Here is a 21,820-nt window from a genome sequence, read left to right as displayed (position 1 = left end):
ACGCACGACTTATCGAATTTGCTTTCAGCTATGTGAAAGGTCTTGATGACGAAGCTTCTGCTCTGCCTTTTCTTTGTCGTGCCAACAGTCTTCGCGCAAACGAAGACGCTGTTTTATATGACTGATCATCCAGATTCTGTTCGCGATTTCATGGAGCATCAGACCAAGATCGATATCATCGTTCCGACCTGGTATGGCGTTGATTCGAACGGACTGGTGTACGGGGAGCCGGATCCGAGCGTGATGCGCGTGGTGAAACAGAGACATATCTCCCTGTTCCCCATTATCGCTATCTTTGACAAGACCGGTGTGCATTCGTTGCTTGCCAGCGATCAGGCGCAGACGGCGTTGATTGGTTCGCTGATCTCTGAGTGCAAGCAGAATGGTTATGACGGCTTTCAGCTCGACTTTGAGAATATCTCGTGGACCGATCGAGATGCTCTCTCGGCTACGGTGAAGCGCATCGCCGATGCTATGCACCGAGAACACCTGCAGTTGCAGATCGCGGTTGTTCCTAACGCGCCGGGACACCCAGGCCACAGCGCCTTCAGCAAGTGGATCTTCGCGGATTGGCGTGGCGTGTTCGATCTGAAGGCGCTTAGTGAGTCGGTTGACCTGATCTGCCTGATGACTTACGATCAGCACACGCGATGGACTACGCCTGGGCCTGTCGGGGGATGGGTGTGGATGAATGAGAATTTGGATTATGCGCTGAAGGTCGTGCCAAGGGAGAAGCTATCGCTCGGAGTTGCACTCTATGGATACCACTGGTACGCCGGCGATCCAGGGCTCAACGACAAGGAACAGAAGCCGAACATTACGGCAGATTACATTAGCGCCGCTGACGTACAGACTCTGCGTGATACCTACGACGGCCATGAGCAGTGGGACTCACAGGATCACAGCGCTTATTTTTTCTTCTATCGGGATCAGATGCGCGAGTGGATCTTTTATACCGAGAAGCGGGGATTTGCCGATCGCTACGACCTTGCCAAGGAACAACACCTGCAGGGGATTTGTGCGTGGGTGCTCGGGCAGGAAGATGAGGCTATCTGGAGTGTTTTGCCAGAGCGGCGATAGCGGAGGATCGGTGTCGGCTCAACATACATGTGAACCGACGCCCTCTTTGATGAGTAAATCGCCCTAGTTGGCGGGGAGTTGAGCGGAGTTCCAACCGCCTCCAAGCGCCATCTGCAACTGAGTGCTTGCGACAATTCTCCGAGAGACTAAAGAGGCAGCAGCTCTCTCATCTGTCAGTTCGATTGTCTGATTCGCCAGCACTTCCAGGTAGGGAGCGAGACCGCGCTTGTAGCGAAGTGTGGAGAGTTCCGTGCTCTTTTTTGCTGCATCTACGGCTCTGGCCTGGACCGATGCTTCTTGTTCCAACACTCGTAGGGCGGACAGCTGGTCTTCTACATCGCGAAACGCCGAAAGCACCTGCTCACGATAGAGAGCTGTGGCCTGCTCTCGTTGCGCAATTGCCAAGTCCATCTGTGCTCTTCTACGACCAGCGTCGAAAAGAATCTCATTGGCCGAGGGACCAGCGTTCCATTGCGTGCTGGTTGAGTTAAAAAGATTGCTGATCGTACTGCTTTGCACGCCGCCACCTGCACCAAGAAAGATGGTGGGATAGTAGGCGGACTTGGCAACGCCGATTAGAGCATTCGCTGAGGCAACACGACGTTCTGCGGCCGCAATGTCCGGGCGCCGTTCCAGCAACTCCGACGGGACACCGGTGGGGATAGCAGGCGGATCGCCGATCATCGGATGTTCTGCGATGTGAAAGCTTGTTGCGGGTTCTCCTGTAAGAACCGCGATTGCGTGTTCGAACTGTTCGCGCTGGACTCCAATATCTATTAGCTGAGCTCGAGTTTCTTCCAACTGCGCCTTCGCCTGTTGGACGTCACTATCCGAACTTAGTCCACCTGTCAGGCGGTCCTCTGTAAGTTGAAGGGCTTCGGCATAGGCATCGATCGTCGATCGCAGAAGTTGTAGCTGAAGGTCCAGTCCTCGGATCTGAAAGAAGGTGACAGCGAGTAGTCCCTGGAGACTGAGCTGAGTGTTGGCTAGATCCGCGGATGTGGCCTGTGCATTGGCTGCGCTCGACTCAATCTGCCTGCGGATGCCGCCCCACAGATCGGGCTCCCAGGAGATATTTAGCGGAATGAGGAAGTCCCAGTAGCTCGCGGCCGTGTTGACCGGTCTCAAAGGAGCGTTGTTTGAGATGCGATTGCGGGATGCGCCGGCGCCCAGCGATACAGTTGGGTAAAGCGAGGAACGATTTTCGCGAACGAGATCGTGGGCCTGATCGTACGCCTGGAGAGCTGCGGCAATGTTCTGGTTAGCGGTCGCGCATCGCTGCTCAAGATTGTTGAGTTCATTATCCTGATAGACGGCCCACCACGTTCCTCGATCTACTCCATCAGCTGGCTTGGCAGAGGACCAATCACCGTTGTGGCCGTCGTCCGTGTAAGCGGGAGGGGCCGGCATGGCTGGAGCCTTATAGTTTGGTCCGACTTTGCATCCGTTCAGCAATATGGTGCCGAGCAGTGCTCCTGTGAGCGATAAGACGCGGGCCTTCATCGCTTCCCCTCTGGCGCCTGTGCTTGATTATTGCTGTTATTGATAACGCGGACTTCCTCTCCGTCGAGTATTGAGTCGGGCGGGTTGCCGACGATGGGTTCTCCCGGCTTGAGGCCGGCTAGAATTTCGACAGTCGTACCGTAGTCGCGGCCTGGCGTTACCCTTGTCATGTGAACACGATGATTGGTATCCACCGTCGCGACGCGCAAGCCGTCCGGTTCCAAAATCAGCGCACTCACCGGCACTATGAGGGCCGGTGCGTCGCTCGACACACTCAGGTGTACCTCAGTGTAGCTACCTGGAAGGAGTTCACCGGAGCGATTGTCTACGTCTACCTCTGCGAGTAGGGTTCGCGTTGCAGGATCGACCGAGTCCGACGAACGAACAAGCTTGCCTTGAAAGGTGCGGCCTGGGTACTGCGGCAGAGTCAACTTTGCGATCGTTCCGTTCTTGGCGTCGGGTGAATAGATCTGCGGCACGTTGATAAACACGCGGAGAGTGCGAACGGCGGATATGTCAAAGATCTCCTTGTTTCCCGAGATCGTTCCGGCTCCGGCGGTGGTAGTGCTGCCGGTAGCTGAGATGAGCTGTCCTATATCGATGTTGCGGGCTGTGATCACACCATCGAAGGGCGCGACGATACGTTCGAAGGAGACCAACTCCTCCAACCGCTGTACATTCGCTTGAGACGAGGCTACCTGCGTACTCCTTGCTTCCAGCGCCTGCACTGCGTTGTCGGTGTCTTGTTGCGAGACGGCGTTGCGGCCTATCAGGTCGTTGTAACGATCCGCCGTAACCTTCGCGATACCGGCGTTGCTCTTTGCTGTTGCGAGGTCTGCCTTCGCGGAGGCGAGTTGTTGATCGAGTTCAGGCGTTTCGATCACGGCAAGTAGTTCGCCCTTGCGTACCGGTGCTCCAATGTCGTGATACCAGGCTTTGACATAGCCGGTTGTCCGCGCATAGATCGGCGCCAAGGCAAAGGCCTGAATGTTGCCCGGAAGCACAACCTCTCGAGCATTCTGCTGCATGACCGGTTGCTCCAACGTTACGGGCGGGGCAGAGGTATTCTCGGTGTACTTCGTCAGTTCCGCACTTGCATGTTTGCGCGAGATGATACCGACAGCTGCCACAACCGCAGCTACTATCAGCGCGATCACGACAATAGACAGCAAGGATCGGCGCGAAACCTTCGGCGGTTCAGGCTTTGTCTGCGCAACGTCGTGCTTAGCTGGCTGCTCTTTCGTTTTGCCTGGGTCTTGATTTGGTTTTATCTTCTGCTCGTCGGGATTCATTGCCATCTCTCCAAATGCGCTGCGGGCGCGGCGTTCCATAGGTTGAACGATCCTGAGCTACTCATAGTGATTCTTCCGCGTCCTGAGCCACGGGAGGAGGATCATTTCGATGCATAAACGAAAAGAAGACCGGAACGAAGGTGAGCGTTCCAAAAGTAGCCAGTAGCAGCCCCCCAATGACGGCTCGGCCGAGCGGCGCGTTCTGTTCGCCTCCGTCGCCGAGTCCGAGGGCCATTGGCACCATGCCGATGATCATTGCGAGTGCGGTCATGATAACTGGACGGAATCGCGTAAAACCGGCTGAGAGTGCCGCGTCGAGAGCATTCATTCCCAGGTCCATCTGTTCTTTCGCGAAGCTGACTACGAGAATGGAGTTTGCCGTCGCTACACCCACACACATGATGGCGCCAGTCAGCGCGGGGACGCTGATGTGCGTGCCGGTTATAAACAGCAGCCACACAATTCCGGCCAAAGCCCCGGGTAGCGCGGCGATAATGATGAATGGGTCAAGCCAACTCTGGAAGTTCACTACGATGAGCGCATAGACGAGCACGATCGAAAATAGAAGTCCATAGACCAGCCCCGTGAAGGAGGTGTGCATCGTCTGGATCTGCCCGCGAACAAAGAGCTGGGTTCCACGGGGCAATTTGCCTTGGCTGTCTTTGACTATCTGTTCAATCCTGGTTGAAACGCTTGCAAGGTCTGTCCCTTCAACCGCGCCATAGATATCGATTACCGGCCGCGCGTTGTAGAGACTTACCGTTCCTTGTTCGACTCCTCTTCGAATGGAGGCTAGATTGCCGAGAATCTGTGGTTGCTGCGTCGAGCCATTTGTTGCGATAGGAAAGTTCTCAAGCTGTTGCAGGCTTTGCACGTTATATTGTGGCGTCTGCACGGCGATGTTGTAGCTGACATGATTCTGAGGATTGAGATAGAACGTTGGATTGGTCTGGAAGCTGCCGCTAAGACTGGTAAGCACACTGTTTGTGACGTCTCGCTGGCTATACCCTACCTGCTGGGCGCGAGTGCGATCGACATCGATGGTCCATGTTGGTAGATTGAACGGCTGTTGAATTCGAAGATCGGTCGTTCCTGGAATATGACTGATCTGCTGCATCATCTGCTCGGCGAGGACGCGATTTTGTGCGACCTGCTGTCCAACAACCTGAACGTCAATCTGCGCCGGCAAGCCGAAGTTCAGGATCTGGCTCACCATATCGGTTGGCAGATAGTAGAACTCTGTACCGGGAAACTGCGTGGTAAGTTTGTCACGCAGACTATGGGTGTACTCGGCTGTTGGGTGATGCTTTTCGTCGAGAGAGACCAGAATGTCTGCGTCTGCCGTACCCACAGGAGCGGAGTTCGAGTAAGAAAGATTCAGGCCAGAGTAAGGGATGCCGATGTTGTCGATAATTGAGGTTAGCTCTGCGGCTGGGATTTCGCGACGAATTACGTCTTCGATCTGATCGCAAAGCCTGGCCGTATCTTCTATCCTGGTGCCGGTGTGAGCACGGACGTGCAGTTTGAATTGTCCTCCATCCACTGACGGGAAAAAGTCCTGTCCCAGCCATGGATAGAGAAGCACCAGAGAAGCTAGCCAAAAGGCCCCAATCGATAGGAGAAACGGGACTCGATATTCCAAAAATAAGTGCAACAGGCCGTGGTACCAATTGCGCAGTTTTTCAAAGTACTTTTCAAAGGTGAGCTGGAAGCGAACCAGGGGGTTGCGGCTGACTTGGGCTGTTTGTCCCTCTTGATGCGGTTTCAACAGGTACTTCGCCATCGTTGGGACAATCGTTCGCGATAGGAAGTATGACGCGAGCATTGCAAAGACCACTGCCTCCGCCAGAGGAACGAACAGATAGCGGGCCACGCCTCCGAGAAAGAACATAGGAACGAAGACGATACAGATTGAAATCGTTGAAACGAATGCGGGGACTGCGATCTGGGCTGCGCCATCGAGAATCGCCTGCTCTACCTCCTTGCCCTCTTCGAGATTGCGATTGATGTTCTCGATTTCGACAGTCGCGTCGTCTACGAGAATACCGACCGCCAATGCCAATCCACCGAGCGTCATGATGTTGATTGTTTCGCCGAGTGCGGCCAGCATCAGGAGGGAGCAGATCACCGACAACGGGATGGAAACCGCGATAATCACGGTGGAACGCCAGCTGCCGAGAAACAACAAGATCATCGCAGCGGTAAGGCATGCGGCGATTAACGCCTCGCGAACGACGCCGCTGATTGCCCCCCGGACAAAGACCGATTGGTCGGCAATCGGTTGTATCTTCAGGGCTGGAGGCAACTGAGCTGCGATCAGCGGAAGCTGGGCCCGCACGTTGGAGATGATTTGCAACGTCGAGGAGTTCCCTGTCTTTTGTATTGTCATCAACGAAGCGCGCTGCCCGTCGACGCGCACGATATTGGTCTGCGGAGGAAATCCATCGCGGACATTCCCGATGTCGCGAATGTAAGTAGTCGCGCCATTTACCGTTTTTATAGGCAGATTATTCAGTGCGGCAATCGAACTTGGGGCGCTGTTCGTTTCTACCTGGTAGTCAATATGTCCCATCTTCATGTCGCCAGCTGGCAGAATAATGTTCTGCGCAGACACGGCGTTGACGACATCTGAGGCGGAAAGACCACAGGCCTGCAGTTTTTGGGTGTCAATATCCACCTGGATTTGGCGCTGCTTCCCCCCATAGGGGTATGGCGTGGAAGCGCCCTGAACTGTAGCCAGCTGTGTGCGGATGAAGTTGGTGCCGAAGTCGTTCAACTGCTGTTCGCTGAGACCGCGGCCAGACAATCCAAGCTGCAACACTGGGACGCTCGAGGCGCTGTACTGGATTACCAGCGGCGGTGTCGTACCCTGCGGATCCTGGCGAAGAACTGTCTGCGAGACAGCCGTAACCTGTGCCACGGCCTGCGCGATGTTTACCGACGGCTGAAAGAAAACTTTTACTACGGAGACGCCATTCAACGTCTGAGATTCGATGTGTTCGATGTCGTTGACTACAGTCGTCAGATTTCGTTCGTAGGGCAGAACGATGCGATCGTTCAGCTGCTCGGGCGACAATCCTGCGTAGGCCCACACGATGGACACGACCGGGATATCGATGTTCGGAAAGATATCGACGGGCGTCCGCAGCATGACGACGGGGCCGATGACGAACAAGAGCAGCGACAAGACGACAAAAGTATAAGGTCTCCTAAGCGCGAGACGAACGATCCACATCAAAGCTCCTTGGGCGATACTTTCTTATTTTTGCCTACTGCGTCAGAGGCTTCGTAAGTGATGTCATTGTAAAAACGGCTTCGTTTGAATCATGTAAAACCAAGCGTTTAGAAATAAGATGCCGCGATGGCAGAACAAGACTCAAAGTTGCCCGTTGCGGCGGTTTATTAGAGAAGACAATTTCTTTCGAGGACGCTGATAATCAAGTCGCCTCAACCCTCCAAATACAGCTTCGACCATTGCCTCGGACTCTGAGTCATTGAGTGAGCCGTGGCCGGCGAGCAATCGAAAGATCGTGGGCCCGTAGATTAGGTCGAGAACGATCTCCCCATCGATAGCGTTGCGAATCTCTCCACGATCTACGCCGCGCCGCCACATGACACGCGCGGCGTCTCTGCGGGCATAGAGAAAACGTTCTCGAAACGAGGCCAGAAATCTCGGATCACTCTGCCCTTCTGCAATGAACTGGCAGAAGAGCCGCCCCAGAGTAGATGTGTAGAAAGTGGTCAATGACTTCAATTGCTCGGTAAAATCTTCTTCGGCCGACCCCGTATCCGGGGTTGGAACTCTGTCGGTCATTCCGGCCAGATAAGCGTCCAAGGCCACCATGCTCTTGTTAGGCCACCACTTGTAGATCGTGGCTTTGCTGACACCCGCTCGCCTCGCGATCGCGTCCGCAGTCACTTTGCGCAGAGATTCGCGCTCCAACAACTGAAGTGTCGCCTTGAGAATAGCGGCTTTTGCCTCGAGACTGCGGTGTCTCCCGCGTTTTTTCGGCTTCTCCGTATCTTTCAGGGTTTGCTGTTTTCTCATACGTCTGTTTCTCAACAAAAACATGCAGGGCGATACCAGCTGCTCGGGTAAATCTGCACCTTCATCCTTAGCAGTGAGACTCTGCAATGATTGTGAACTAGACGTTCAGTATATATAATTGCGAACAATTAATCGAGTGACGAGTCTCTCCCTGAAAGGACGAGTCTTTCCGGCAGATTGTTTCGCCAATTTTTTATTAATCGATGATTTTAGAGTGTTTCCGGCTGATTTCAGGGACGACACGGCGCAGCGCTTGAAAGTCAAGGCTTGCGGTACTACAAAGGTTGATTGTCTGGAGCAACGGCGCTCTCTAAACCATGAGTTTTTTCATGTAGTCGGCGTCGATTTTGAGCGCTTCCAGCGGCGGGATGTCATATGCCTCCTGCTCGACAAAGTAGTGCCTGATGTTTGCTTTCTTCGCTGCCTCAAAGACTGGACGATAATCCAGGGTTCCCTTCCCCAACTCGGCGGCGGGGGGCGGTTCCATGACAGACGCCGGCTTATCGGTGTGCTTGAAGTCCTTGACGTGGAGCATGGAGATTCGAGAAGGATAGCGCTTAAGATAGTCCACCGGATCGGCACCGCCGACGATGACCCATCCGCAGTCCAGTTCGAAGGTCACCAACTCGGGATCGGTCAAGCGGATCATCTCGTCGAGTGGGATGACATTATCCTGTTTGCCAAACTCCATCGTGTGGTTGTGATAGCCGAACTTCATGCCCGCGGCCTTCACCTTTTCACCAAACTTGTTGAACTGATCGGCGTTCCACCGATAGTCCTCCAAGGTGAAGGAGTGGATCAGTGAAGGATAAGATGTGTCTTTCAGCCGGGATGGGTCCTTGATTCCAGGGAAGGCGCAGATGATGTAGTGCACGCCAAGCTCTTTGTTGAAGGCGACGATCTTATCAAAGTCTTTGCTCAGATTCGAATAGGAATAGTGAGCGCTGACGCACTTGAGACCAGCAGCCGACATCGCGCTCTTGACCTGCTGGGACGTGTGGTCGAAGTAGCCCGCCGCCTCGACCTCCTGATAGCCAAGGGTGGCAAGCTGTTTGAGTGTTCCTTCGTAGTCCTTTGCGAGCATCTCGCGGACGGAGTAGAGCTGGAGGCCGATCGGGAGGCCAAAGGGGGAGGCCGATAGGCGATCACTTTTAAGAAGAGAGGAGCCACAGACGATCGCGACGGTGGCAGACTGGAGGAAGTTTCTACGTGTGTGACGGGTCATCTGGATCCTCTACTCCTCAAGGAGTTAATCGTTAGGCAAAATCGCCTCTATCCTTCTTTGGACGCAACTGAGTCTTCTGCGGTCGCGCTGATTGAACGATGACCACAGTACATCACATCTGGGACTTTCTGAAATAGTTGCCAGAGAACGAAGGAGCGAATCGATTGGATCAGATTTCCATCAAGAGAGAAAGGCGCGAGCCAATTTTTCTGCTGCAAGAACGAGTTCCCCTTCGCTGCGAGCTGCGAAGGTAAAGACAAATTGGACGTGCCCGGGGCGCTCTACCTCGGAACATGCGGGCCAATAGACGCGCTCTAACCGTACGCCGGCGGCTAGGGCTCGCTCGAAGGCCTCGGGTTCGGCGAGGTCGATTTGGAAGTCCGCCAGGAAGTGCATCCCTGCATGATCTCCGTAGATTGTGACCCTGCGGCCGAAGTGTCTCTGTAACGATTCGACCAGCACGGCGCGCCGGTTGCGGTAGTTGATCCGCATCTTTCTGACATAGGGTTCAAGATGCCCCTCAGTGAGAAAGTCTGTGAGGATGCGCTGGTCGATCGAAGAGCTTTGAAGATCGCAGAGCAGCTTAGCCCCAGTGAAAACGTCCTGAAAGGCAGGGGGCACGACGAGATAGCCCAGCCTCAAGGTGGGGAACAAGAGTTTGGAAAAAGTTCCGATGTAGAGGACAGGGGCGTTGGGCACCATGCCCTGAATGGAGGGAAGCGGCCTCTCGTTGTATCGATACTCGCTGTCGTAGTCGTCCTCCAGGATCAGCGCGCCTGTCTGCTTTGCCCACGCCAGCAGGTCCATACGGCGTGGGACCGAGAGCGCAACTCCTCGGGGGTACTGGTGCGAAGGGGTGACGTAGACGAGCTTCACGGCCTTGTCGCTGTGCTTTTTGAGCTGCGAGACCTGCATGCCGTGGCTGTCGACTGGGATGGGGAGGAGGGTGGCGCCCTGGGAGGAGAAGATTCGTCCGGCGAAGCGGTACCCCGGCGACTCCATCGCGACGCAATCGGAGGGATCGAGGAAGATTCTTGCGGCGAAGTAGAGGGCCTGCTGCGATCCGCTGGTGATGATGATCTGATTTGGGTCGCAGACGACGGCGCGGGACATGCGCAGATAGTGGGCCACGGCTATGCGCAGGTCGGTGCTTCCACTGAACTCCTGGGTGTATTGCAGGAGGGGTGAGGGGTCTTCCTGCATGCGTCTCACCAGGAGCCTGGTCCAAAGCTTTCGCGGAAAGGAGTTTACATCTGGTCCGTGCGAGTCGAGGCGGATGAGTTCGGGGGGGATGGGGGGGCGGATCGGCGCGTTGATGAGCTCGCCATAGATGGAGAGCCGGACTGGCATGGGGCTCTCGGGCTCTGGATCGATCGCTAGGGGGACGCTGGAGGCGTACATATCCGTTTCGGGCAGCGAGGAGCAGACGAAGGTTCCCGAACCGCGACGGGTTTCGAGATATCCCTCCGAGATCAGGCGCTCGTAGCACTCGGTGACGGTGATGCGCGAGACGCCGAGCGAGGTGGCCAAAGCGCGTGAGGCGGGTAGTTTCGTGCCAGCCTCGAACCTTCCTCCGACGATTCCGTCGCGCAGGCCGTCGTAGATCTGGCGATAGAGAGCGATCGGGGAGATGGGATCGAGATTTAAGGCTACTTCCATGGCATCGGATGAGAGGTCTACGTTCTGGACCGGGGGCTTGTTCCCTTAAGTGGCTTGTTCCCTTATGTTCCGTTAGACGCCCGCCGACCTCACTGGTCAGGTTTTATCTGGAGCCTTGCCCCGATTGGCAAGGCTCTTCGGCATTTTTTCGGCGGGCTATTGGTTACGGAGCTACCGGGGACTGGGGTCGACGGCGAGGTCCCGGCCCGATTTGGTTCGAGCGAGGGTGCGGACGATGGAGGCGGCTGAGGGTTCGATGGTGACGGAACGGGCGTTGGTGGAGGCGAGCTGGAGACCGTAGAGGAGGATCGCCGCCCTTTTGGAATCAATGCGATTACGGGCGAGGGCGGCGACGAGCAGGGAGATGGAGACCTGGATGGACTCGACATCTTCGAGTGGGGGCAGGTCGAGTTCAAGGGGGAGGGCTTCGGGCAGATATGGGGGCAATCCGTTTGCAGAAAGAGAGTTGTTCGGCTGGTTTGGGGGCAGGGTGGGGGCGGTTTCGAGCAGAGTTCTGTGTCGGCGGAGGAGGCGGGAGTGGAAGTAGCAGAAAGCAGAGAGGCCGAGAGAGGGCGATTTGCAGCGGCGTCCGTTGGTTTTGATGTGGCGGCAGATGGCGGTTTTCATATTTTTCGGCTCCTTTGTGGCTCGGTTGGTACCCCCTCCCCCCCTACGGGGTATTTTGGGGGCAAGTGGAATGGATGCAGTGGTTTAGCGGCAGTACATGTCGCTAAACCATTGCATCCAGGTCGGTTACGGCTAAAATACTTGTTTTGTTTTAGTTAGCGGAATTTTCGTGCGGTTTCCCTTCTCTCCGGGGCTCTTGGGCTGCGAGATGGATGCTGTATTTCATGGTGCTTCGGTGGCTCCTTCGTGGTGAGTTGGTGGTGATTTGTGGGACGTTAAATGCGAAGGGCTGCTGCAGCTTTCGCCGCAGGCAGCCCTTAGTTTTGATCTCTAATTTAATTGTAGCGAATTGGATATAACTCATACGCCAAATTTGGCGAAGATTTTTTGAATTATTTTTTTTGATCGAAGCTCTGTCCTGCCGGACGGCGCCCTGCGCGGGCAGCGGTCACTTCGTGACTTGTATACCGCTTCGCGTGGCGCTCCCATCAGTCGCGAGCGGGAGTTGGTGCCGACCAACGGGAGGACTGTGGATGTTAGGTTCTGGGAGCGGTGAAAGAAGAATGGCTTTGGAGCGGTTTGCGGTGCGATGATTGGGGACCACAGCTTCAGGTCATTATTATTCTTCCTGCGGGTTTATTCTTCCTGCGGGCGAGTGCGATCCCGTGTCGAGCCTGGCTGACGAGGTAATCCATGCTGTTAAGTCTGAGTTCGCGGTTTGTTGGAAACGTCTACCTGATTCAGTGCAAGGGGCGTATTGTTCTGGGCGCTGAGGTGAAGGCGCTGGAGGCAATGCTGGATGAGGGGGCGCGTGAGTTCTCCCGGCTGGTGGTGGAGTTGAGCGAGGTGAGCCGGCTGGACAGCATTGGGCTGGGGCTGCTGGTGCGATTCTCCGAACGGATGCGCCGACGTGGGGGCGATCTTCGGCTGGCTGGGCCGCCGAAGTTTCTTACGGACCTGCTGAAGTTGACGAAGGTCTCCGCTTTGTTGGAGAGCTATGCGACCGAGGAGGAGGCGATTCAGTCGTATTTGAGAGAGCGGCCGACGGTGGCGGTGCAGAAGCAGGAGGGCCCGCGGGTGCTGGTGGTGGATGAGTCGGCGGACCTTTGCGTATTTGTGAGGACGGTGCTGATGCAGCATGGATATGACGTGAGATCGACCTGCTCATTCCGCGACGCGAAGACGCTGCTGCAGGTGGAAGGGATAGAGTATCTGGTGGTGGGGCCGAGCACTCCGCGTCTGTCTGCAGAGACGGTGATGCAGTCGCTGACGGCGCTGGCTCCGAGGGCGAAGGCGCTGCAGCTTGATCCTGAGTTCAAGATTCGAGATGTGCAGGAGGCTAGTGATGCGCTGCTGCAGTTGTTTGCGAGCGGCGATTAGGGCGGGAGAGAAGTGGTAGAAGCTTTCGAGCCAAAGCCGGTTGATCGGCATGTGCGCTGTAAGACGCTCTGTGCGCTGCAAGAATTGTTCAGCCGATGGGCAATTTAAGGCTGTCTTAAGCTTTGTGTGGTGAGATCTATTCATGCGTGTGCTGCTGGTTGAAGACGAGATCCGCCTGACTGAAGACGTGGGGCACGCACTGCGCGAGGGGACAGGCTTCACGGTGGACCATGCCGAGGATGGGCGGATGGGGTTGGATGGCCTGACGGTGCTTCGCCGGCTTCGCGAACGAGGCAATAGCACCGGAGGCGAATCGGCATGAAGAGTTACTCGCTGACGCGGCGACTGATTGCGGCTGTGCTCCTGGTGGAGCTGTGCTCACTGCTGGCCTTGATCGGGATCGCCAGTGTTTACGAGGGAATTTCACACTTTCGCGCGTTCGATGTAACGCTTCGCGGCCGGGTAGATTCGGTACTGGGAGCGGTGCAGGACGCAGAAGACCCTGAAGACAACCTGATGCTTTATGGAACCGAAGGGCTGGCTCCGCGGCGAGACATTTATATCGTTCGCGACGACCGTGGCCGCGTGATCGGGTCGCAGGGGTGGCCGGGGGGCGAGCAGGAGCTGGCCAGTAAGGACACGCGGGAGTTTCGCAATCTGACGGTTGGAGGGATTCACTATCGCGTCATACGCAGGCCCGGTCTGCGGATCGTCGATCCGGGGGATGCGAAAGGTGGCATTGCCCGGCATGTCATTATTCTCTACGGCTCGCGCACTCATCCGGTGTGGGAGCGAGTGCGGAATGCCATAGCGTTCTATGCACTCTCGGGCCTCCTGCTGCTGATGATCACCGGCGTTGTGCTGCTGCACCTTTTGCGCAGCGGACTTCAACCGTTATACGAACTGGTCGAGCAGGCGGGCAAGATCTCGGTCAACTCGTGGAATCTGGGTCCCTCGAGTCAGGCCCGCTATGTGCGGGAGCTTGAGCCGCTTGTCTCGGCCATTGAGTCGGCGCTGCTGAGGCTGGAGCAGTCCTTCGCGCAACAAAAGCAGTTTGTCAGCGATGCAGCCCACGAACTGAAGACCTCGGTGGCGGTGGTGAAGTCTTCCTTTCAGCTTCTGACGATGCGGTCGAGGTCGGCGAAGGAGTATGAAGAGGGGCTTGAGCGAGTGAGGATCGACTCGGAGCGGATGGAGGAGCTTGTCGCCAAGATGCTAACCCTGGCGCGGCTTGAGGATGGCGCGGAACAGCCGGAGTCGTATCGGATGGTGGAACTTGGCGATGTTCTCCGTGATGTGGCGGAGCACTTTCGGACGCTGGCGAGCTTCCACCGCATCAACCTGGTGATCAACGCGGAGAGGCCGGTCTTCGTTTCCTGCGATCCCGACCAGGTTCGGCTGCTCTGCTCGAACCTGATTCATAATGCGATTCAGCATAGCGGGGAGGGCGCAGAGGTTCGCGCGATCGTAACGAGCCGGGACAGTGTGGCCCGATTGGTTATTGAAGACGATGGAATCGGAGTTCCAGAGGAGGTACTTCCTCATGTCTTCGACCGTTTCTATCGTGGAGACCCGTCGCGTAGTCGACGAACGGGCGGTACGGGTCTGGGGCTGGCGATCTCAAAGGCGATCGTTTTGCGATACCACGGAGCGATAAGCCTGGAGAGCAGGCCGGGACAGGGCACGAGCGCTATTGTTACTCTGCCACTGGTCCAGATCGCAACAGAGAAAACGTATCCTGGGACCGCGAGTAGCCGGGAAAAAGGAGTTCCTACTTCTTAAGCGTACATTAAGCCAGCTCTGCGATATTTGTAGGGAACAAATTTTCTTTCATTCTGGAGTGTTTTTGACATGCCGAATACAAGCAGACGAGTCGTCTCTTCTCTCCTCTTTGCCGCATCGACGCTGGTTCCCTTCTTCACGATAGCGTCTGCTACGGCGCAAAAACCATTTCAGATTGAACAACGATGGACCATCGGAGGCACGGGAGGTTGGGACTACCTGACGGCCGATCCGGCAACACACCGCCTTTACATCGCGCATCTGACCCGGGTCGACGTCGTCGATACCACGACTGGAAAGGTGATCGGAGCGATTGAAGGATTGACCCGATGCCACGGCGTCGTCATCGCTCCCGATGGCAAGACCGGCTTCGTCTCCGATGGCGGAGCAAACGACGTTGTGGTGTTCGATACCTCCAACTTCGCGACGCTGACGAAGATTCCGGCCGGAACCAATCCTGACGGCATCGTCTACGAGGGCTCTACCAACACGCTCTGGGCGTTCAACGGAACCAGCAAGAACGCGACGGTGATCGATGCAGCCAGTCGCAAGGCAATCGGTACGGTCGCGCTGCCCGGCAAACCGGAGTTTCCGCAGAGCGACGATGCAGGAACTGTCTTCGTCAATATTGAAGATAAGAACAGCATCGTGCGACTGGACGCCAAGGCGCAGAAGATTTCGGCTACGTGGGCTCTGTCCGGGTGCGACTCACCGTCTGGGCTGGCCTTCGATAAGGAGGGCGGACGTCTGTTTTCGGTCTGTGACGGTAAGAAGATGGCCATCACCGATTCGCACACCGGCAAGTCACTGGGTACGCCGACCATTGGCGATGGGCCTGATGCCGCTGGATATGACGCAAGCAAGAAGCTGGCCTTCTCTTCGAATGGCGATGGCACGTTGAGCGTCGTCGATGCCAGCAAGGCAACGTATCCAGTGATTCAAACGCTGCCGACGATGAAGGGCGCGAGAACGATGGCGTTCGACTCGTCAACCGGAAAGATCTACACGGTCACGGCCAAGTTCGGCGCCACCCCGCCTGCAACCGCTGCGACTCCTCGCCCGCGACCCTCTATTCTGCCCGACAGCTTTACGGTGCTGGTGATCGGCCAAGACTAGCCGCGGGAGATCGTCCGTGCAATGGGTGTGTGCAAGTAAACCATGAAACGAATCTTTTTATTCAATCCGATCTTCGCGTTTGGCTGGGTGATGGCACTGGTCCTCGCGCCATCACCAGCTGAAGCGTGGCAGACGACAACTTCCGGGGTAGCTGCACCGGAGCTTACAGGTGCGCCGCAGAGTGCAGCCTCGCCAACAACTGACGCTGGAGCCACGCAGGCGAATGGTGGCGTGATGGCACAGGCGAGTGTGCAGGGTACGAACCAGGCTGGTCAGGCCGTTACGGTTGACCAGGCGCTGTCGCTGGCAAGGGCGAACGAGCCCGCATTTGCCGCGGCGGTGGCAGCGAGTAAGACGGCACAGCTTGACCGATCAATTGCCCGGGCGGCGTTGCTTCCCTCTGTGGTGTACCACAATCAGTTTCTCTATACTCAGCCGAATGGGGCGCGTAACGGGACCGGCTCGATCGGGACGACACAGCCTTCGCCCAGGTTCATCGCCAACAATACAGTGCACGAGTACATCAGCCAGGGCGTGGCTACCGAGACGATTGGGCTTGCACAGTACACTGCTCTGGCTCGCGCTGGTGCGGCTGCTGCAATTGCCAGTGCAGAGATGGAGATTAGCCGCAGGGGTTTGACCTCGACGGTCGTCGGACTTTTTTACAATTCAACTGCTGCGCAGCAACGGATTGTCGTTCAACAGCGCGCCACTGACGAAGCTGCCGACTTTGTGAAGCAGACGCAGCAGCGCGAAGCGGCAAGAGAGGTGGCCCATGCGGATGTCATCAAGGCGCAGTTGACGCTGCAACAACGGCAGCGAGATCTTGGAGACGCTCAATTGCAGGCGCAGAAGGCTCGGCTTGATCTTGGCGTGCTGCTGTTTCCTGATCCGCGCTCGCCGTATAGTGTGACGCTTCCTGCGGCAACTTCGCTTCCGGAGCGAACGGTGGTGGAGACACAGGCCGCCGCGAATAATCCTGAGTTGAAGAGCGCTCTGGCAACGCTGCGAGCGAAGGATCTCGACATTACGACAGCGCGTGCTGCTTACCTGCCGGACCTGGTGCTGAACTACTCGTATGGTATCGATGCTCCGCAGTTCGCCGCGAATGGCCCTGACGGTGTTCGCAACCTTGGCTACTCCGCTTCGGCGACGCTCGATATTCCTGTGTGGGACTGGTTTGCGACGCAGCACAAGATTAAACAGGCGCACATTCTTCGTGATGCTGCCAAGGTGGCACTGACTTCGACGCAGCGCACCTTGATCGCCCAGCTTGATGAGTTTTATGGAGAGGCTTCCCTCGCTCACGATCAGCTTGCTTCGCTGGAGTTGAGCGTGCAGACGGCGCGGGAGAGCCTTCACCTGACACGGATGCGCTACTCCGCCGGCGAGGCGACTGTTCTCGAAGTTGTCGATGCGCAGAACTCGTTGACCAGCGCAGAGCTTGCGTATCAGGACGGCACCATTCGCTATCAGCTTGCGCTGGCAAATCTTCAACTACTTACGGGGACGATTTAACCGTGGCCGACAAAATGGTAACTATGACGACTCAACGGGCTGGGACACCGTCATTGGCCGTGTCTTTGCTGTTCCTGTCTGCTTCCCTGCTGCTTCAGAGCGGCTGCAAGAAGGCGGACGATTCAGCCGATAAGCCAGTGGTCACAGTGCAAGCCGTCCATCCCACGAGCGGCTCGATCACTGAGGAGATTGACGCAGATGCAATCCTTGCTCCTGTTGCGCAGGCCGCAATTTTACCTAAGGTGACTGCGCCGGTGCGTAAGTTTTACGTTCAACGCGGCTCCCATGTTAAGGCCGGGCAGCTCGTGGCAACGCTTGAAAACGAAGATCTCGCGGCGGCCGCGATGGATAACAAAGGCGCGTTCGATGCAGCGCAAGGGGCCTATGCGACGGCTACGCAGTCTGCGGTCCCTGAAGAGCAAACCCGATCGCGGCTTGATCTAGAGCAGGCCAAGGCGACGCTCGATCTGGACAATAGCATCCTCGAGGCCCGCAAGCAGTTGCTGGCTCAGGGAGCGATACCTGGCCGCGATTACGATACTGCGCGAACGACGGCACTACAGGCGCAGGCCGCTTACGATATCGCGAAGCAGAAGTACGAGGCACTTACCAAGGTTGGCACCAGCGCTTCGCTGGAGTCGGCCAAGGGGACGCTCGCCTCTGCAAAGGGAAAGTACCTGGGTGCGCAGGCGCAACTTAGTTACACCAACATCAGAACGCCGATCTCTGGCGTTGTAACGGATCGACCACTGTTCGCAGGGGAGACTGCCGCTGCAGGAACTCCCGTTGTGACGGTGATGGATACCTCTTTCATGATCGCGAAGCTGCACGTCGCACAGATTCAGGCACAGCGACTGAGCCTGGGCTCTCCCGCTACGATTACGGTACCGGGAGTCGAGGAGCCCGTGGATGCCAAGGTTTCGCTGATCAGTCCGGCGCTCGACCCTGGCAGCACGACGGTGGAGGTCTGGCTGCGAGTACCCAATCCCAAGGGCCATCTTAAGGCCGGGACTTCGGTGCGGGCTACTCTTAAGGGAAAGACTGTGGAGAATGCGCTGCTGATTCCGACGGAAGCAGTTCAGCGGTCGCCAGAGGGCGCGGGCAAGATCGTCATGGTGGTCGGCGCGGACGGCGCGTCTGCAAAACGAGCGGTCACAGTAGGTATACAGACTGACGAATCAGCGGAGATCCTTAGCGGTCTCAAGCCGAGCGATACGGTGATTACGACTGGCGGCTACGGGCTGGACGAAGGCACGAAGGTGAAGGTGGGGCCGGCAGAGGAGAAAGGTTCGGCAGGCAAGAGCGACGACGATGCGGGAGGCAAATAGTGAGTCTGCCGAATGCACCTACCGCCGACGAAAAAGGCTTCTGGCTGACGCGTACCGCCAAGCCGATCTTCTTCTTCCTCATTGTGCTCACGATTGCCGGCATTTACGCGGCTTTCCAGGTACCGATCTCCGTCTTTCCGGATACTAACTTTCCGCGTGTGGTCATCGGCGTCGATAACGGTGTGATGCCGGTTGAGCAGATGCAGGTCACGATCACGAAGCCTATTGAAGATGCCGTCAACAGTGTTCCCGGACTGATGACTGTTCGCAGCACGACCAGTCGTGGATCTGCCGAGGTGAGTCTGTTCTTCGACTGGAGTGTGGATATGTTCCGCACGCTGCAGCTTACTGACTCCGCTTTAGCGAAGGTACAGTCGAGCCTGCCCAGTACAGCGAAGATTACGACGAACCGGCTGACCTTCGCGACCTTTCCTATCCTGGGGTACGCGCTGACCGCAGATGACCGAGGGCCTAACACCGTATCTCCCACGGCTCTCTGGCAGATTGCGACCTATGATCTGAAGCCTCCTCTGAATCGCGTTACCGGGGTGAGCACGGTTGTGGTTCAGGGTGGTAAGGTTCCCGAGTTTCACATTGTTCCGGATCCTGCGCGCTTGCAGATCGCGGGCATCACCGTTCTCGATCTTGTGAACGCGGTGCAGACGTCGAATATCATCGACTCTCCGGGGCTTTATGAGGCCGATCATCAGCTGATCCTTGGGCTGGTGGGTGCGCAGGCGCATGATGTGGAGTCACTCGGACGACTTGTCGTCAAGACGACTGCAGCCGGTGTTCCGATTCGCATCTCGGATGTAGCAACCCTGGGACCGGCTACTCTTCCCGTGTACACCTCGGTCGACGCCAACGGGATACCGTCTGTGTTGCTCAACATAACGCGGCAGCCGTCCAGCAATACGGTTGCCGTGGCTGCTGCGGTCGCCGTCGAGATCGCCCAACTCAGCAAGACTCTACCCGCGGGGGTTCATCTCACACCGTTCTACGATCAGTCGGAGCTTGTTCGCGAGAGCATCGCCAGCGTTCGCGACGCCATTCTGATTGGCCTTTTGCTGGCGTGCATCATTCTGTTTCTATTTCTGCATGACTGGACTTCTTCGCTGATCGCCGGGCTGGTAATACCTGTCACCGTTGCAGTTACAATTCTTTTTCTCTGGATCATCGGACAGAGCTTTAACCTGATGACGCTTGGCGGACTTGCCGCCGCTATCGGTCTTGTCATCGACGACGCGATCGTGGTCGTGGAAAATATCGTCGTGCATCGGGATCGTGGGCAGTCCCGCGTCGATGCGGTACGGACCGCTCTGCACGAGATCACGGTTCCTCTCATTGGATCTACCGTTACCCCTGTAGTCGTCTTCCTTCCTTTGATCGCAGTGACCGGGGTGACCGGCAGTTTCTTCCGTGCGCTGGCTGTGACCATGACTGCGGCTCTTCTCACGTCACTCCTGTTGGCTTTAACCTTCACGCCTGCGCTTTCACTTTCGCTTCTGCGTGAGCGTCGTGAAGATGCCCCCTTGAAGCCGTCTGAGGAGAACGCAGCCGCGAACCATGACGATAATGGCCCTTTTATGCGCCGCGTGCTTAGCTTGCACAACCGCGTTCTCGGCTGGACGATTCGTCGAACCTGGGCTCTGGCAGCCATCTCCGGCGTTCTTATCGTCGTTGGCTACTTAGCTTATAATGCACTTGGATCCAATCTGCTGCCAGCGATGGATGAAGGGAGTTTTATCCTTGACTACATCATGCCTGCGGGCAGTTCTCTTGCGACGACGAACAAGGCTCTTGATCGAGTGGAAAAGATCCTCCGCGATACGCCGGAGGTTTCGATCACAACACGCCGGACTGGTCTTCAACTTGGCCTCGCTGCCGTCACAGAGGCAAATACCGGCGATATCTCAGTTCGCCTGAAGACGAAGCGATCACGAGCGATCGACGAGATTATTTCGGAGGTGCGGGGAAAGATTAAGGAGCAGGAGCCTGAACTTGATGTCGAGTTTGTGCAGGTTCTAGAGGATATGATCAACGATCTCTCGAACTCTCCCGAGCCGATTCAGATTAAACTCTTCTCGAATGACGTTACACTTTTGCACGATCTTGGGCCGAAGGTGCAGGCGGCGATCTCGGCAATTCCGGGGGTCGTCGATACTCAGAACGGCGTCGACAACACACTGAGTGGTCCGGCGACTACCTTCCAGGTGGACCCTGGCCTGGCGAGCCGCCTCGGTTTTACGGTTCAGGAGGTGGCCGAGGACGCAACCTCGCTGCTTGATGGGCTGCCTTCTACCGATCCGGTGATTGTGGCTGGTCGACCCTACACGGTCCGGGTTCGCCTGTCAGACGAACATCGCTCTTCGTTGAGCGCGATCCAGAACACGGTCTTCAACTCTGCGACGGGACACACTGCGACGCTGGGCGCGCTTGCCGAGATCAAAGAGCTGCCTCCGCAGAATGAGATCCGCCGCGAAAATCTTGAACAGGTGGTGCTGGTCAGCGGACGGCTGGAAGGGTCAAATCTTGGCGGCGCCATGGTAAAGGTGAAAGACGCTGTGGCTAAGTTGAATCTTCCCGCGAGCGTTCGGGTTGATTATGGCGGCACATATCAGGAGCAGCAAAAATCTTTTCATGAGCTGGTTCAGGTTCTCCTCCTTGCGCTTGCGCTTGTCTTCGGCGTTCTGCTTGCTGAGTTTCGAAACTTTTCCGCGCCGATCGCAATCCTTACGAGCTCGGTCCTTTCGATGGCTGGAGTCGTTCTGGCACTGCTGATCACTAGAACCGACTTCAACGTTGCAAGTTTTATGGGTTTGATCATGGTGATCGGGATTGTGGCCAAGAACGGCATTCTGCTGCTGGATGCTGATGAACGAGCGCGGGCCGAGGGCGCCGAGGCGCTGGATGCGATGATGCATGCGGCACAGAGGCGGCTAAGGCCGATCGTGATGACAGCGACGGCGGCGATGTGCGGGATGCTGCCGCTGGCCTTTGCGCTGGGGGCGGGTTCGCAGATGCTGCAGCCACTGGCAATTGCCGTGATTGGCGGACTGTTGATCTCGGTGGTTTTGAGCCTAATCGTTACGCCGGCGATGTATTACCATCTGACCGCCAGAGGCGAGCGGACAAAGGTGGAAGAGCCACAAGCAACCGTCTAGAGAGGTTTCTTGCAGTCGCGAGGTTCGTGCGGCTTGCAGCTTGATGGTCGCTGTCTCTTTTGTGTTTGTGGATTGCGTTCCGCGAGAAGGTGGGTCGG

15 protein-coding genes are annotated in these 21,820 nt (G+C 56.7%); 8 read left to right on the top strand and 7 right to left on the bottom strand.

Translation table 11 applies throughout. The features are described 5' to 3' along the window. The first annotated feature begins 45 nt into the window (after positions 1-45). Positions 46-1,080, top strand: coding sequence for a glycosyl hydrolase family 18 protein (locus HDF08_RS02255; RefSeq protein WP_179636860.1), 1,035 nt, complete (start codon positions 46-48; stop codon positions 1,078-1,080). A gap of 63 nt (positions 1,081-1,143) precedes the next feature. Here the strand turns inward: HDF08_RS02255 and HDF08_RS02250 are convergent, their stop codons facing one another. From HDF08_RS02250 to HDF08_RS02220, 7 genes are all read right to left on the bottom strand, one after another. Next, positions 1,144-2,583, bottom strand: a complete 1,440-nt coding sequence (locus HDF08_RS02250; protein ID WP_179636858.1) for an efflux transporter outer membrane subunit — start codon at positions 2,581-2,583, stop codon at positions 1,144-1,146. Continuing rightward, positions 2,580-3,881, bottom strand: coding sequence for an efflux RND transporter periplasmic adaptor subunit (locus HDF08_RS02245; protein WP_257030841.1), 1,302 nt, complete (start codon positions 3,879-3,881; stop codon positions 2,580-2,582). The genes HDF08_RS02250 and HDF08_RS02245 overlap by 4 nt, the downstream gene beginning before the upstream one ends. Positions 3,882-3,936: 55 nt before the next feature. Beyond that, positions 3,937-7,110 carry an efflux RND transporter permease subunit gene (locus HDF08_RS02240; protein ID WP_179636856.1) on the bottom strand — a complete coding sequence of 1,058 codons (3,174 nt, stop codon included), beginning with the start codon at positions 7,108-7,110 and terminating at the stop codon, positions 3,937-3,939. A gap of 141 nt (positions 7,111-7,251) precedes the next feature. After that, complete coding sequence (locus HDF08_RS02235; protein ID WP_179636854.1) at positions 7,252-7,923, bottom strand: TetR/AcrR family transcriptional regulator; 672 nt, start codon at positions 7,921-7,923, stop codon at positions 7,252-7,254. A gap of 310 nt (positions 7,924-8,233) precedes the next feature. Next, the gene (locus HDF08_RS02230) at positions 8,234-9,148 is read right to left on the bottom strand and encodes a sugar phosphate isomerase/epimerase family protein (protein WP_179636853.1); all 915 of its coding nucleotides are present in this window, start codon (positions 9,146-9,148) and stop codon (positions 8,234-8,236) included. A 180-nt stretch (positions 9,149-9,328) separates the two neighbouring features. Next, positions 9,329-10,807: a MocR-like pyridoxine biosynthesis transcription factor PdxR gene (gene pdxR / locus HDF08_RS02225; RefSeq protein WP_179636852.1), complete on the bottom strand. Its 1,479-nt coding sequence runs from the start codon at positions 10,805-10,807 to the stop codon at positions 9,329-9,331. 171 nt (positions 10,808-10,978) lie between these two features. Continuing rightward, positions 10,979-11,434, bottom strand: a complete 456-nt coding sequence (locus HDF08_RS02220) for a hypothetical protein (RefSeq protein ID WP_179636851.1) — start codon at positions 11,432-11,434, stop codon at positions 10,979-10,981. Between the two features lie 693 nt (positions 11,435-12,127). Between HDF08_RS02220 and HDF08_RS02215 the strand changes: the two genes are divergently transcribed. The 7 genes from HDF08_RS02215 (at position 12,128) to HDF08_RS02185 (ending at position 21,722) form a co-directional block, all read left to right on the top strand. Next, on the top strand, positions 12,128-12,814 hold the full coding sequence (locus HDF08_RS02215) for an STAS domain-containing protein (protein WP_179636849.1): 687 nt from the start codon (positions 12,128-12,130) through the stop codon (positions 12,812-12,814). A 142-nt stretch (positions 12,815-12,956) separates the two neighbouring features. Beyond that, positions 12,957-13,136: a response regulator gene (locus HDF08_RS02210; RefSeq protein WP_179636847.1), complete on the top strand. Its 180-nt coding sequence runs from the start codon at positions 12,957-12,959 to the stop codon at positions 13,134-13,136. After that, positions 13,133-14,596, top strand: a complete 1,464-nt coding sequence (locus HDF08_RS02205; protein WP_179636845.1) for a sensor histidine kinase — start codon at positions 13,133-13,135, stop codon at positions 14,594-14,596. The genes HDF08_RS02210 and HDF08_RS02205 overlap by 4 nt, the downstream gene beginning before the upstream one ends. Before the next feature lie 69 nt (positions 14,597-14,665). Beyond that, a complete protein-coding gene (locus HDF08_RS02200) occupies positions 14,666-15,712 on the top strand; it encodes a YncE family protein (protein ID WP_257030840.1) in 1,047 nt (348 codons plus the stop codon). Positions 15,713-15,754: 42 nt separating this feature from the next. Beyond that, entirely contained in the window at positions 15,755-17,230 is a 1,476-nt protein-coding gene (locus HDF08_RS02195) for a TolC family protein (RefSeq protein ID WP_257030839.1), read from the top strand. 23 nt (positions 17,231-17,253) lie between these two features. After that, positions 17,254-18,558, top strand: a complete 1,305-nt coding sequence (locus HDF08_RS02190; protein ID WP_179636843.1) for an efflux RND transporter periplasmic adaptor subunit — start codon at positions 17,254-17,256, stop codon at positions 18,556-18,558. Next, positions 18,558-21,722: an efflux RND transporter permease subunit gene (locus HDF08_RS02185; protein ID WP_373563105.1), complete on the top strand. Its 3,165-nt coding sequence runs from the start codon at positions 18,558-18,560 to the stop codon at positions 21,720-21,722. The genes HDF08_RS02190 and HDF08_RS02185 overlap by 1 nt, the downstream gene beginning before the upstream one ends. Positions 21,723-21,820: the final 98 nt, after the last annotated feature.

It is taken from the genome of Tunturiibacter empetritectus, from assembly GCF_013410875.1.
GTDB lineage: Bacteria > Acidobacteriota > Terriglobia > Terriglobales > Acidobacteriaceae > Edaphobacter > Edaphobacter empetritectus.
This window is presented reverse-complemented; position numbering and strand designations above follow the sequence as displayed.